The following is a 13355-nucleotide window of genomic DNA, read 5'->3' as shown; positions in this document are numbered from 1 at the left end:
CGTCGGCGTGCGCATTCTGCTTGGCGGTGTTGAAGACCTTCTCGAACACTCGCGGAACCGACAGGATGAAGTCCGGTTGGAACGTGCCGAACGTCGCGACGAGATTGGGGATGTCGCTGGTGTGGCCGATGGTGACCCCGGCGTCGAACGACGCGATGGACACTGCGCGTGCCAGGACGTGCGCGAGCGGAAGGAACATCAGCGTGCTGCGGCCCTGTGTCATCAGCGATTTCAGCGACGTCTCACGAATCCCGAGTGACTCGGCGAGCAGATTGGCGTGGGTCAGCTGGACGCCCTTGGGCCGACCGGTGGTTCCCGAGGTGTAGATCAGGGTTGCCGGGTCGGACGAGACGAGTTTCGAAACCCGTAGGTGCACCTCGTCTTCGGCGACTTCGGCACCACCGTCGAGCAGTGCCTGCACTGCGTCGGTGCCCGCCGAGTTCGCGATGACGAACGTCTGTCGGACCGACGGGGCTGCTGCCACAACGGACTTCGTCTCCTGCACATGCGCGTCGTTCTCGAGAATCAGCAGGACCGGCTCGGCGTCTTCGAGGATCCATTCGACCTGACCGGCCGAGGACGTCTCGTAGATCGGCACCGTCACACCGCCCGCGGCCCAGATCGCGTAGTCCACTACCGACCACTCGAATCGCGTCGACGACATCAGTGCGACCCGATCGCCCTGCTCGATGCCTGCGGCGATCAGACCCCGTGCCACCCCCACCACCAGGCGCTCGAACTCGGCGGCGGTGACGTCGATCCATTGTCCGTCCACTGTGCGTAGGAACACCACCGCGTCGGGCGAGGTGCGGGCGCGAGCGAAGACGGTATCGACAGCCGAGTCGGTGTCCGCGATGGCGTATTTGGCGGCGACGGTGAACTCGCGCACGGGATTACCTCCGGATAGAACTTGGGGAGAACGAAAGTCGATAGCTCGGCTTCACAGATACTCTAGACCCGGGCTCCCGGCGTCGAAATACGCCTCGACGCGCACGGCCCCCGACCCGATGTGTGAAGCTCTGTCGATGAGCAGTATTCAAGTTGCGGATCAGACATTCGTGGCCGCCCCCGGCGTGCGGGTGGCGCAGGCGTTCGCGTCGCCTGCGCGGTGGCGTCGATGGTGGCCGGATCTGAACCTGACGATCACCGAGGACCGGGGTGAGAAGGGGATCCGCTGGGCAGTGCGCGGCGGTGTGGTCGGAACGATGGAGCTGTGGCTCGAGCCCGCGCTGGACGGGGTGATCGTCCATTACTTCCTGCACGCCGAACCCGCCGCGGACGCCGACGTGGCAGCGCACCAGCATGCCCGGCGGGTGGCCGGACGTGCGATGACGTTCGAGCTCAAGCGAGAGCTCGAGGCCGGTCGGTCTGCAGGTGAAGCACCCCACCACGTAGCGTCGACTTCAGCTCGCGAATGAACCGCGCGGTACGGTCGGCCGGTTCGCATTGTGCGTCCGCGGATCGATCGTGTGAGATAGGCCTGCGCGAGTTCTGCGGCACCGAAGCGAACCGAGCTGATCGAAGTACCCGAGAGGAAGCGGACCAGTAGTCATGGCGGAGAAAACCCAGAGGTCGATCGTCGTCGAAGCTCCATCGAGCCGGGTCATGGACGTCATCGCCGATTTCGACGCGTACCCCACGTGGGTGTCGGCCGCGAAATCCGTCGAGGTCCTCGAGGTCGGTGCGGACGGCCGCGGCAAGCGGGTCAAGTTCGTGCTCGACGCCGGGATGGTGAAAGACACCTACGAGCTCGAATACGACTGGGCAGCCGACGGCAATTCGGTCTCCTGGAACCTCGTATCGGGCGAAATGCAGAAATCGCAGAACGGCTCGTACACGTTGAAGGAGACCGGCAGCGGCACCGACGTGACGTACGAGCTCACCGTGGATCTGAACATTCCGATGATCGGTCTGTTCAAGCGCAAGGCAGAAAAGGTCATCACCGACACTGCACTCAAGGAATTGAAGAAGCGGGTCGAAGGCTGAGCGAAGCTCGCACCGAAGCCCGCACCACGGTGTTGCTGTTCCTCGGCAAAGGTGGTGCGGGTAAGACGACGCTGGCGGCTGCGTCGGGGCTACGACTCGCCCAGGCCGGCGAACGGGTTCTGATCGCGTCCGTCGACCAGGCTCACTCGCTCGCCGATGCATTCAAGGGGGACGCCGAGGTCGAGGATGCGTCCGGTGTTCGTTCGATCGCACCCGGCCTCGACATCCTCGAGATCGATACGTTGAGGCTGCTCGAAGCCCGGTACCGGGGATTGGGCTCACTGTTGGCCGTGGCGTCCGCGGGACACGAGCACGGGGTGAGCTTCGGGGCGATCGAACCGGAGGAGCTGCTCGGTCTCCCGGGAATAGAAGAGCTGCTCGGCATGCACGAGATCAGCCGTCTTGCCGACGAGAATCGCTGGGACACAGTGATAGTCGACCTTCCCGCATCGGCGGATGCCTTACGTACCCTGCAGTTGCCCGACACCGTCGCCGCATACGTCGAGCGGATCTGGCCTCTGCACGCTCGGATGGTCGCCGGCACCGGTTCCGATGTGCGGCTCACTCTCGTGGTGGCGATGATCGAGCGAATCCTCGCGCAGATCGACTCCGTCCGGTCCCTGATCACCGACGCCGACCGTACCGGGGCGACCGTGGTCGTCACCGCCGAACAGCTCTCGATCGTCGACGCGGAACGAACTCTGTCGGCAGCTGCTCTGCTCGGAATCAGAATCGATCGTGTGCTGGTCAACAGAATCCTGCCGAAGCTCAACGCATCGTCGGTCGGTCTGGTGGGCGCTCATCCGGCCGTGTTCTGGTTCGAGAGGTGGCGGGCGGCGCAGCTCGACGCGGTCGCCGAGCTGCGCCGACGCATCGGTACCGTGCCGATCGTGGAGGTGGAGCAGGCTCCCGGTGAACCGGTAGGGTTGGGGCCCTTGCAAGATGTGGCCGATCGCCTCGAACCGGACTCCCTCGAACGGCGCGCGCCGGGCTGGGGTGAGCAGCCTTCGGTCGTGCTCGAGTCGGGTGGCGGACTCGAATCCGTGTACGCGATGAGAATGCTGCTGCCGGTGGTGGATTCGACGACCTTGGGCCTGGGGCGAGTGGAGGACGACTTGATAGTGAGTGCCGACGGGAGGCGACGGCGCATCAGATTGGCGTCGGTGCTGCGTCGGTGCGTGGCCGACTCCGCCGAACTCGACGGACCGTGCCTGGTGGTGCGTTTTCGTCCGAACCCCGACGTGTGGCCGCTGTGACTCCGACAACCCCGACGGCCGGGGTGTCGCGATGACCTCGGACCATTCCGAGCTGGGGGCGGACCTGCTGGCCCTGGCCGAGACCGTGCTGACGCGACTCGAGCCCATCCTGCGTCGCGTCGCCGAGACGCAGCAGGATCGTGACCGCCAGGGATGCAGTTGGTGTCCGGTTTGCGCTCTCGCGGCACTGGTGCGCGGGGAGCGCCACGATCTCGTCGAGCTCGTGGCCTCCGAGAGCGCCGTGGTGATCGCGCTGTTGCGTCAGTTGCTGGCCGATCACACGACCTCCGGGGCGACGCACTCCGCAGCGCAGGCTCCGCCGACCTCGCCGCCACCGGGGACTGCGGCCGAGCCCGGGTCCGGTAGTGCCGGTGTCCCCTCGGACCCCGCGGAGGTCGCGGACGTGTCGATCGACACGAAACTTCAGGGCGATCGTCCCGCTTCGTTCGTTCCGATTACCGTTCGAGTGAAGAATTCGCGTTCGGACGAGCACGAGCGTCCGTGATCGGAGCGACTCGGGTGCAGCCCGCACGGGGGACGGGCGAGGAAGGCATGAACGAATGAAGCGCCACCACCAGCGACTGACGGTAGGAATCGACGTGGGCGGGACGAGCCTGCGCGCGTCCGTCGTCGACGAGGACGGGCAAGTCCTCGATTCGACGGCCGCTCCCACTCCGCACACTGCGCGTGCGCTCGAACGCGGTCTCGATCGGGCCGTGCAGGAGCTGGCCGGGCGACACGACATCGCGGCCGTCGGGCTCGCCGTCGCCGGGTTCATCGACTCCGATCGCACGACGGTTCTCTTCGCCCCGCATCTGCCGTGGGTGAACACCCCTGTGGCGACCGAGATGAGCATGCGCATCGGTCTGCCGGTGTTGCTCGAGCACGACGCCAATTCTGCGGCGTGGGCCGAGTATCGCTTCGGTGCGGCGTCCGGGGGGCGCAACGTGGTGATGGTGGCCATCGGCACCGGAATCGGCGCGGCCCTGTTGATCGACGGCAGGATCTATCGGGGTAGCCACGGTGTGGCACCGGAACTCGGTCACATCCAGGTCGTGCCGGACGGCCGTGCGTGCCCCTGCGGCAAGCGCGGTTGTTGGGAGCGGTACTGCAGCGGCACCGCTCTGGTGGACACCGCAGTCGAGTTGCTGGCGGCGGACCCGGCGTCCTCGACGACGCTGGCACGTGAGGTGTTCCTCGACCCGGGTTCGTTGACCGGCCGCCGAATCGCCAGTGCCGCGCACGAGGGTGACTCGATCGCCCGCCGCACGATGGAGGACTTCGCGCAGTGGCTCGGCGTCGGGCTCTCGATGGTCAGCGACGTGTACGACCCCGATCTGATCGTGCTGGCCGGTGGAGTGGCGACGTCGTCGAGTCAGTTCCTCGCTCGCGCGACCGACAAGTACGCGGAGCTGGTGACCGGTGCGGGGCATCGCCCCCTGGCGCGTATTCGCAGTACTCAACTCGGTGAGGCAGCAGGCATGATCGGGGCCGCGGAGTTGGCCCGGGCGCAGTTCGTCACCGGCGTTCGCTGACGGTTCTTCGACTGCTTTCTGTGACCTCGGTCCTGGTGTCGGCGATGATGTGGCTGGTGTCATAAACCGTGGGTACAGTTCACTACGCGGCACGGTTCGAGGACGCACGGCCGCAGTCGATTCGCTTCAGGGCGAGGCGGCACCAAACGATTTCCCGACCATCATCAGGGAGCATGTCAATGTGGTACTGGCTGGTTAAGTACATTTTCGTCGGCCCCCTTCTCATCGCCCTGGGTCGGCCCACGATCGAGGGTGCGGAGAACATCCCGACGGAGGGGCCGGTCATTCTGGCCAGCAACCACAAGGCCGTTCTCGATTCTTTCTACCTTCCGCTCAAGACGCCTCGACGCATCACCTTCCTCGCCAAGAGCGAGTACTTCACCGGACCGGGACTCAAGGGCAAGTTCCAGAAATGGTTCTTCACCGCCGTCGGGCAGGTGCCGATCGATCGCACCGGAGCCGACGCGGCACAGGACGCACTCAACGCAGGCGTGCGTGTGATCGAAGCAGGCAAGGTTCTCGGTATCTACCCCGAGGGCACTCGGTCACCCGACGCGCGGTTGTACAAGGGCAAGACCGGGATGGCGCGTCTGGCACTGCAGACCGGAGTTCAGGTGATTCCGGTCGCGATGATCGGTACCGAGAAGATGAACCCGATCGGTTCGCGCGTGTGGCGTCCGGCGAAGGTCACCATCCGGATCGGCAAGCCCATCGACTTCTCGCGCTTCGAGGGCATGGCAGGCAACCGTTTCGTCGAGCGTGCGGTGACCGACGAAGTAATGTACGACCTGATGTTGCTCTCCGGTCAGGAGTACGTGGACGTGTACGCCGCATCGCTGAAGAAGGCTGCGCCCGAGGCGGAGTCGGGTCCGACCGCGCAGCGCATCCCGGATTCCAAGGCGAGCTGAATCTGCTCGGCCCGCTCCGTGATCAGACTGCGGAGCGGGTGTCGACTGTCGTATCGGCCCGGTCGGTCCAGCCGACCGCGGCCACCGCGATGATCGACGCGAGCGCCCACCACACGTATCCCGAGGCCGCGAACTGATCCACGAGCGGCCAACCGAGACCGCTCCAACGGCCCTCGCCGAGCTTCCAGTGCGGCGGGTAGACCATCAACGCCAGCCCGACGGCCACCAGCGTTGCCAACAGCGCACTGCGGCGTCGGTAGCCGAGGACGGCGAGCACCACGGTGAACGGGATGGCCCACACCCAGTGGTGTGACCAGGAGACCGGCGACACCAGCAGACCGAACATGGCGTTGATCGTCAGGGCGAGAGCAGTCTCGCCCGCGGCGAACGCCTTTCGCATCGCTATCGCCGCGATGGCAAGGACCACCACCGACAACGCGAGCCACAGGATCGACCGAGGCAGTTCGTCCAGCCCGAGCCGCGCGAGCACTCCGGTGATCGACTGGTTGGGCGGGTAGGCCGGACCGCCGATTCGGTCGGAATCGACGATCGTCTCGGTCCAGTACTTCACCGAGTCCGACCACGTCAGCGCGAAACCGACCGCGGTGAACACCGCAAAGCTCAGGACCGAAACCACAGCGGCTCGAAAGTCCTTGCGCAACAAGAAGAACAATACGAACACTGCGGGGGTGAGCTTGACGGCAGCCACGAGTCCGATCAGCACACCTCGGGGCCACGGCGTCTTCTTCGGCAGGCAGTCCAGTGCAACGAACGCCATCAGCACGATGTTGATCTGCCCGTAGTTCAGCGTCGAGGTGACCGGCTCGAGAAGCAGCACGGCCACGGCGAAGACTGCTCCGGCAGTCCACCACACGAGCGTGCGAGGACGCAGTCCGAGCGAGGTGAGGGTCGCCACGACGGTCACCAGCAGCAGGAGCATGGACAGCACGGTGACCGCGATCGAGGCGGCGTACAGCGACACCGACGACAGCGGGCTGAAGATCGCCGCGGCGATCGGGGGATAGGTGAACGGCAGCGTCGTACCGGTCGCGATCGGCGGCAGTTGACCGTAGAGATCCCCGCCCTCGGCGAACACCTGACCGCCGAGTCGATACACGTCCAGATCGAGTCGGTAGTGCTCGCCGAGCTCACGCAACCCCGGAAAGCCGTTGAGATGGAACAGCACGCCGACGAGAGCACCGATCAGGACGAGAACCCTGCTCGACGCCACCGCCCAACTCGGCCACCGGCGTCGCGTCGGCGCCGCCGGCTCCGATGCTTCGGCGACCGGACGGTTGGTGTCGGGCGGAGTCACTGGCGTTGCCTTTCAGGGCTGTTCGGATCGGGGCTACCGGCACGTGGGGGACGTGTCGGGGACGCGCTAGGGTGAGCCGCGTGCGCTACTTCTACGACACAGAGTTCATCGAGGATGGTCGCACAATCGAGTTGGTGTCGATCGGTGTGGTGTCGGAGGACGGTCGCGAGTTCTATGCGGTGTCCTCCGAGTTCGACCCCGAGCGCGCCGGCCGCTGGGTTCGACGCAACGTGCTTCCCAAGCTGCCACCGTACTCGTCGCCGCTGTGGATGAGCCGGTCGCGAATCCGGGACGAACTGCTCGAATTTCTCGTTCCGCACTACGGTGCCGAGGTCGAACTGTGGGCGTGGGTGGCGGCGTACGACCACGTGGCGCTCTGCCAGCTGTGGGGCTCGATGACCGAATTGCCGCGTTCGTTGCCGCGGTTCACTCGTGAGCTGCGCCAGCACTGGGAGGATCGCGGCAGTCCCGAGCTGCCGTCGGTTCCCGACGATGCTCACGACGCCCTGGCCGACGCGCGGCACAATCTGGCGAAGTTCCAGGCGATCGAGGAGTACTCGTACCGCGGGTGAACACCCGTTGTCCTGCGGCTTCGGCGGTGCGAATATCCTGTAGCGGTGAACTGGACTGTCGACGTACCCATCGATCGCTTGCCCGACCTGCCGCCGTTGTCGCCGACGCTGCGCTCTCGATTGGACGATGCGTTGGCCAAGCCGGCTGCGCAGCAACCGCAGTGGGATCCCGAGCATGCTGCCGACATGCGCAAGGTGCTCGAGAGCGTGCCACCGATCACCGTCGCCGGTGAGGTGGAGGCGTTGTCGGACAAGCTCGCGGCCGTCGCCCGAGGCGAGGCCTTCCTGCTGCAGGGTGGCGATTGCGCCGAGACGTTCGTCGACAACACCGAGCCGCACATCAAGGGCAACATCCGCACGCTGCTGCAGATGGCTGTGGTGCTCACCTACGGCGCGAGCATGCCGGTGGTCAAGGTCGCCCGTATCGCCGGTCAGTACGCCAAGCCGCGGTCGTCGAACATCGACGCGCTCGGTCTGCAGTCCTACCGCGGCGACATGATCAACTCGCTCGTCGCCGACGAGAGCGTCCGCGGCCACGATCCGTCACGACTGGTGCGCGCGTACGCCAATGCCAGCGCGGCGATGAACCTGGTCCGCGCACTCACCGGTGCAGGGATGGCGGATCTGCACAAGGTGCACGACTGGAACCGCGAGTTCGTCGCCCAGTCGCCCGCCGGTGCGCGCTACGAGGCGCTCGCGGGGGAGATCGATCGCGGCCTGCGCTTCATGGATGCCTGCGGCGTCTCCGACCCGAACCTGCACACCGCGCAGATCTTCGCCAGCCACGAAGCGCTCGTTCTCGACTACGAGCGTGCGATGCTGCGCCTGGACAACACCGACGATCACCCCAAGCTGTACGACCTGTCCGCGCACTTCCTGTGGATCGGCGACCGCACCCGCCAGCTCGACGGGGCGCACATCGCGCTGGCCGAGCTGATCTCCAACCCGATCGGTCTCAAGATCGGGCCCACGACCACGCCCGAGATGGCCGTCGAGTACGTCGAGCGCCTCGACCCGACCAACAAGCCGGGACGTCTGACGCTGATCTCACGCATGGGCAACGGCAAGGTTCGCGACATCCTGCCCGCCATCATCGAGAAGGTTCAGGCCACCGGCCACCAGGTCATCTGGCAGTGCGATCCGATGCACGGCAACACTCACGAGGCCTCGACCGGCTACAAGACGCGCCACTTCGACCGCATCGTCGACGAGGTCCAGGGATTCTTCGAGGTGCACAACGGCCTCGGAACGCATCCGGGCGGAATTCACGTCGAACTGACCGGCGACAACGTCACCGAGTGCCTCGGCGGTGCCCAGGACATCTCGGACCTGGACCTCGCCGGCCGGTACGAGACCGCCTGCGACCCGCGTCTGAACACGCAGCAGAGCATCGAACTGGCATTCCTGGTCGCCGAGATGCTCCGCGACTGATCAGGGTAGCGAGACGACCATGACCTCGGAGCCCGGTTCCACCCGAGAACCGGCTCCGGGGCTCTGGGTGATGATCAGCGACCCGTCGGTGTCCACCACCTGACGGACGTCGATCGTCAGGCCCAACGTCTCGACAGCGGTCCGGGCCGAGCCGACCGAGCGACCCAGCAGCGACGGCACGGTGACGGCGTTGGACACCTCGAGCGCAGCGGTGGTCCCGGATCGCACCGTCTGCCCGGCCTCCGGCGTCGTCCCTATCGCCCTGCCGCCGTCGGTGTCCTCGTCGAAGGTCTCCCGAACCTCGCCGACGGTGATGCCCACCGATTCCAGCGTTGTCCTGGCCTGGTCGACGCTCTGCCCGCGTACGTCGGGTACCTCGACCGGCGGTGCCCCCTTGCTGCGCAGCACCGTGACCGAGCTTCCCGTGGTCAGTACGGTGCCGGGCGGCGGGTCCAGGGCTGCGACGCCGCCGATCGGAGCGGACGTGCTGAAGGCCTCGCCGCCGTCGACGGGCGTGAACGTTCGGTCTCGCAGTTGCTGCTCCATGTCGTCGACGGATGCGCTCGTGTCGATCAAGGGAACGGTGGGGCGTCCCAGTGACACCAACAGAGACACCGTGTCGCCCTTGGCGATTCGCGATCCGCCGGTGGGGTCGGTGCCGATGAGAAGGTCGGTGTCCACCGAGTCGGAGTAGGTTCCGCGCACCGCGGCTTCGAGACCGGCGGCTTCCACGGCACTGGTGGCACCGGTGGTGTCGAGCCCGTCCACCATCGGGACTGCGGTGTAGCGACCCGAGCCCATCCACCATCCGCCGAAGCCGACCAACACCGCGAGCAGGGCGACGACGAGGAGCCAGATGACGATCGCTCGGCGCGAGCGCTGGCGGTCGGCGTCGAAATCGGGGAACTCGTAGTGCCGCCTGCCGGTCGGGGGTGGTCCGGCGGGCGGCACCTCGGCGATGTCCTGGCCGTGGTCGATGCCCCGCGCTGTGGGCGAGGTGACCACCCTGGTGTGCTGCACCCCGTGTTGCGGAGATGGCGGCGGCGAAGTGTCCACGACCTGGGTGCGAGCGGACGGCGGACGGTTGCCCGCGACCGTCGTCGGTGCTCCGGCTGCGGCCGAGCTCAGGTGCTCGGCCGAGCGCTTGGGTGCCGGCACTCGGTACTCGGGCAGCGCCAGCGCCGACGCGGCCGCGCGCAGGGCCCGAGCCATGTCGTCGGCATTGCGGTACCGATTTTCCGGGGCGCGGACGGTGGCACGCTGGACCACCTCGTCGAACTGCGGGGGGACGCCTGCGATGAGGGTGGAGGGGAGCGGTACGTCGTTGTCGATGCGCTGGTAGGCGATGGACAGCGAGGTGTCGCCGGTGAACGGCGTGCGTCCGGTCAGCAGCTCGAACAACACGACACCGACGCCGTAGACATCGCTGCTCGCGGACGCGGAACCGGTGGTGACCTGCTCGGGAGACAGGTACGCGGCGGTGCCCAGAATCACACTGCTCGACGTCACGGTGGAGGCCGCTATGGCTCGGACGAGTCCGAAGTCCGCGATCTTCACGTCACCGTCGTCGCTGATCAGGATGTTCTCGGGCTTGATGTCGCGGTGCACCAGACCGGCTCGGTGGGCGACGGCGAGTGCGTCGAGGACCGGCCGGATGACGGCCGCTGCAGCATGCGGAGGCATCGGTCCACGCTCGCGCAGCAGCTCACGCAGAGTTCCGCCCTCGACGAGTTCCATGACGAGGAAGGCGTGTTCGCCGTCTCGACCGTGGTCGTAGACGGCGACGAGGCCCGGGTGACTGAGTCTGGCCACTGCCCGTGCCTCGAACTCGAAGCGCTGGACGAACTGTGGGTCCTCGGCGAACTTCGGGTCCATGATCTTCACCGCCACGGGGCGGTCGAGCCTGGTGTCGAGTCCGCGGTAGACCGTCGACATACCGCCGCGCGCGATCGGTGCGTCTATTCGGTATCGACGATCGAGCATCGAACCCGGTATCACCGAACCTCCCCTCGTCGTCCACTGGTCTTCCGGCGTTCGACGCCGGATGCTGAAGTCGATCGTATCGGTGCAGGAGATGCCGACCGACGATCGTGGCTCGTGTGTTCGTCCTGCTGGGCCGACTGTCACGCTTTTGATGTCTGGATGCCGGACCCGTTAACGTTACCTGCGTGAGTGCCATTCCCTATGCCGACGACGTGCTCGATCCGTCGGTGTCCGTGCTGCAGTTCGCCGACGTCGCGAAGATTCTCGACGTTCCCAAGACCCGCGTCGAGCAGCTGATTCGAGATCGGCAGCTGCTGGCGCTGAAGCGTTCGCGTGTGCCCGGTGTTCCCGAGCAGTTCCTCGACACTGACAAGGGCACCATCGTCAAGGGCCTGCCGGGTCTGCTGGCCGTGCTGCACGACGGCGGTTACGAGGACGAGGAAATCCTGCGGTGGCTGTTCACCGAGGACGAGAGCTTGCCCGGTGCACCCGTCGCTGCTCTCCACGGCGACCTGATGCGCGAAGTGATCAGGCGAGCTCAGGCAATGGCCTTCTAGCGAATCGTTGCGCGCTTGAAGCCGGTGACGGCGAACTGCGGAAGCGCGATGCGAGCTCGGGTCCACTGCGGCACCGTCGCGCGTTGCGAGAGCACGCGGTAGCCCTGTGACTCGACCTCTGCGAGTATGCGGCCGTACAGGATCGATGCCGTGCGCATCGACGGTCGCACTCGCGGATCCAGCATCTCGATACCCGCGTCGGACGTGCGGTAGATCGAGCGGGTGACGGCGATCAGGTGCGCGAGGGCCCTGGTCACCCTGGCGTCGACATTTCCCGTGGTGCGGCACCACCGGAGCAGTTCTTCGTCGACACCGAACGCAGCGAGTTCGTCGGTGGGTAGGTAGATGCGGTCGCGATCGAGGTCCTCACCCATGTCTCGGATGAAGTTGGTGAGCTGGAACGCCTCGCCGAGGGCTGCGGCGGGAGGCTCGGCCTCCGACCGCTCGACGACGGTTCCCAGGATCGGCAACATCTGCAGTCCGATGACCGCAGCGGAGCCGTACATGTACTCGCGCAGCTGCTCCATCGTCCGGTAGCGCGAGACGAACATCGGACTCCCCGGAATGTCCATCCGCATCGAGTGCATGAACGCGTAGAAATAGTCGTGCGGAATGTCGTAGCGCCCCACGGTGTCGCACAACGCGCTCAACACTCGATCGGACACGCTCTCGGACAACGGTTTTCCGGCCAAGGCGTCGCGCACCCGGGACTCGATCACGTCGAGTTCGACGATGCGTCTGGCATTGAGTTCGTCAGATCCCACGGAGATGTCGGTGCCCTCGAGGTCCACGATGTCGTCGACCATCCGGGCGAACCCGTACAACGCATGCACGCCTGCGCGCTTGTCGGTGGGGAGCAGGCGAGTGGCGAGGAAATACGTCTTGCCGTGCTGGGCGTTGAGTTCGCGACAGATGCGGTATGCCTCGTGCAGCTCCGGATCGATCCCGTCCAGTTCTTTCATCACGCGAGCCTTCATGACGTGGATTCGTCTCCGGTCGGTTCCGTTGCTGGGGTCTTGGGTGCGTTCGGCACGGCACGGTGTTGCCTGGATCGGTCCGATCGTAGACGCAGCGGATCGACGCGCGTCAGAGACAGAGCTGCGACGACCGCGGCGAAGACCGCCAGTGCGACGTGTCCGAGGGTGTAGAGGCCGATCGATCCGTCGGGTTGGAAGACGAGCATGAGCCACGTCGACAGACCCGTCAGGATCATCAGGGTGGTGCGCGAGAGTGCGAAGCCTGCGGCGACAGCCAGTGGCCACGAGTAGTACCAGGGCAGGGCCGCGGGGGAGAGGACGACGGTGGCGACCAGGGCGATCAGAATGCCCTTGACCGCGTCGCGTTCGGATCTGCGGCCCAACCACCAGGCGACCGCTAGCACGACGACCAGCGCGATGGCGCACAGCAGGCGGGTGACGTCGAGAACGGGTCCGAGGCGTAGATCGAGGAACCACGACGTGCTGACGGTCACCAGGTGAGCCAGGATCGTGGGAAGCGAGAGCCAGTTGATGATCTTGGCCGATCCGGAAAGCGCGGTCAGCCAACCGATTCCGACTCCGGCGATCACCGACGCCACGGCGAACACAGCAACGAAGACGGCGGCTCCGATGCCCGCGGTCTTGACGAACGCCAGGGCGGGCGGCATCGGGGTTCGCCCCTCGGCCCGCGCCTTCTCTCGCAGATGGAGCATCCAGATCCACACCAGGAAGGGCAGCGCCAGGCCTGCTGTGGCCTTGATCGCCACCGCGATCGCGACCAGTGCGATGCCGCCCACGTGTCGGTGTTCGAGCGTCAGCACGATCCCTGCGGTCA

14 protein-coding genes are annotated in these 13355 nt (G+C 66.1%); 9 read left to right on the top strand and 5 right to left on the bottom strand.

Going from position 1 to position 13355, the window contains the following annotated elements; translation table 11 throughout:
- On the bottom strand, positions 1-889 hold an 889-nt coding region (locus A2J02_RS18610; protein WP_156516293.1), incomplete at its 3' end, for an AMP-binding protein.
- Positions 890-1025: 136 nt separating this feature from the next.
- Here A2J02_RS18610 and A2J02_RS18605 point away from each other — a divergent pair.
- The 6 genes from A2J02_RS18605 to A2J02_RS18580 all read left to right on the top strand — a co-directional run bounded on the left by A2J02_RS18605 (position 1026) and on the right by A2J02_RS18580 (position 5685).
- The gene (locus tag A2J02_RS18605; RefSeq protein WP_082898941.1) at positions 1026-1418 is read left to right on the top strand and encodes a polyketide cyclase / dehydrase and lipid transport; all 393 of its coding nucleotides are present in this window, start codon (positions 1026-1028) and stop codon (positions 1416-1418) included.
- Between the two features lie 133 nt (positions 1419-1551).
- Entirely contained in the window at positions 1552-1986 is a 435-nt protein-coding gene (locus A2J02_RS18600; protein ID WP_068052039.1) for an SRPBCC family protein, read from the top strand.
- Between the two features lie 29 nt (positions 1987-2015).
- Positions 2016-3242, top strand: a complete 1227-nt coding sequence (locus A2J02_RS18595) for an ArsA family ATPase (protein ID WP_082898940.1) — start codon at positions 2016-2018, stop codon at positions 3240-3242.
- A 31-nt stretch (positions 3243-3273) separates the two neighbouring features.
- The gene (locus A2J02_RS18590) at positions 3274-3747 is read left to right on the top strand and encodes a hypothetical protein (RefSeq protein WP_068052036.1); all 474 of its coding nucleotides are present in this window, start codon (positions 3274-3276) and stop codon (positions 3745-3747) included.
- 55 nt (positions 3748-3802) lie between these two features.
- Positions 3803-4777, top strand: a complete 975-nt coding sequence (locus tag A2J02_RS18585; protein WP_037192841.1) for an ROK family protein — start codon at positions 3803-3805, stop codon at positions 4775-4777.
- A gap of 179 nt (positions 4778-4956) precedes the next feature.
- Positions 4957-5685, top strand: a complete 729-nt coding sequence (locus A2J02_RS18580) for a lysophospholipid acyltransferase family protein (protein WP_068052034.1) — start codon at positions 4957-4959, stop codon at positions 5683-5685.
- Between the two features lie 22 nt (positions 5686-5707).
- Here the strand turns inward: A2J02_RS18580 and A2J02_RS18575 are convergent, their stop codons facing one another.
- Entirely contained in the window at positions 5708-7000 is a 1293-nt protein-coding gene (locus A2J02_RS18575; RefSeq protein WP_068052031.1) for a glycosyltransferase 87 family protein, read from the bottom strand.
- An 80-nt stretch (positions 7001-7080) separates the two neighbouring features.
- Here A2J02_RS18575 and A2J02_RS18570 point away from each other — a divergent pair, with 80 nt between their 5' ends.
- Both A2J02_RS18570 and A2J02_RS18565 read left to right on the top strand, forming a co-directional pair.
- Positions 7081-7572 (top strand): polyadenylate-specific 3'-exoribonuclease AS, encoded by a 492-nt coding sequence (locus A2J02_RS18570; protein ID WP_027497365.1) that lies wholly within the window; start codon positions 7081-7083, stop codon positions 7570-7572.
- A gap of 45 nt (positions 7573-7617) precedes the next feature.
- The gene (locus A2J02_RS18565) at positions 7618-9003 is read left to right on the top strand and encodes a class II 3-deoxy-7-phosphoheptulonate synthase (protein ID WP_032394396.1); all 1386 of its coding nucleotides are present in this window, start codon (positions 7618-7620) and stop codon (positions 9001-9003) included.
- Here A2J02_RS18565 and pknB read toward each other — a convergent pair whose 3' ends face one another.
- Positions 9004-10986 (bottom strand): Stk1 family PASTA domain-containing Ser/Thr kinase, encoded by a 1983-nt coding sequence (pknB, locus tag A2J02_RS18560; RefSeq protein ID WP_068052050.1) that lies wholly within the window; start codon positions 10984-10986, stop codon positions 9004-9006. It lies immediately after the preceding gene.
- A 185-nt stretch (positions 10987-11171) separates the two neighbouring features.
- Between pknB and A2J02_RS18555 the strand changes: the two genes are divergently transcribed.
- A complete protein-coding gene (locus A2J02_RS18555; protein WP_068052028.1) occupies positions 11172-11543 on the top strand; it encodes an Rv2175c family DNA-binding protein in 372 nt (123 codons plus the stop codon).
- On the opposite strand, the gene A2J02_RS18550 is transcribed toward A2J02_RS18555, so the two are convergent.
- A complete protein-coding gene (locus A2J02_RS18550) occupies positions 11540-12505 on the bottom strand; it encodes a phytoene/squalene synthase family protein (RefSeq protein ID WP_068052046.1) in 966 nt (321 codons plus the stop codon). The two genes, A2J02_RS18555 and A2J02_RS18550, sit on opposite strands and share 4 nt — an antisense overlap.
- An 11-nt stretch (positions 12506-12516) precedes the next feature.
- Positions 12517-13355: polyprenol phosphomannose-dependent alpha 1,6 mannosyltransferase MptB (mptB, locus tag A2J02_RS18545; protein ID WP_197478064.1), on the bottom strand; the 839-nt coding region annotated here is incomplete at its 5' end.

Origin of the sequence: Rhodococcus sp. EPR-147 (genome assembly GCF_001647185.1) — a bacterium.
GTDB lineage: Bacteria > Actinomycetota > Actinomycetes > Mycobacteriales > Mycobacteriaceae > Rhodococcoides.
The sequence above is the reverse complement of the archived record's forward strand: the minus strand, read 5'-3'. Positions and strand labels throughout refer to the sequence as shown.

Bases quoted from the DNA above. Each gene is read 5' to 3' on its own strand.
- A2J02_RS18605 (WP_082898941.1), top strand. From the start codon at position 1,026: ATGAGCAGTATTCAAGTTGCGGATCAGACATTCGTGGCCGCCCCCGGC.
- A2J02_RS18600 (WP_068052039.1), top strand. From the start codon at position 1,552: ATGGCGGAGAAAACCCAGAGGTCGATCGTCGTCGAAGCTCCATCGAGC.
- A2J02_RS18590 (WP_068052036.1), top strand. From the start codon at position 3,274: ATGACCTCGGACCATTCCGAGCTGGGGGCGGACCTGCTGGCCCTGGCC.
- A2J02_RS18585 (WP_037192841.1), top strand. From the start codon at position 3,803: ATGAAGCGCCACCACCAGCGACTGACGGTAGGAATCGACGTGGGCGGG.
- A2J02_RS18580 (WP_068052034.1), top strand. From the start codon at position 4,957: ATGTGGTACTGGCTGGTTAAGTACATTTTCGTCGGCCCCCTTCTCATC.
- pknB (WP_068052050.1), bottom strand. From the start codon at position 10,986: ATGCTCGATCGTCGATACCGAATAGACGCACCGATCGCGCGCGGCGGT.
- A2J02_RS18550 (WP_068052046.1), bottom strand. From the start codon at position 12,505: ATGAAAGAACTGGACGGGATCGATCCGGAGCTGCACGAGGCATACCGC.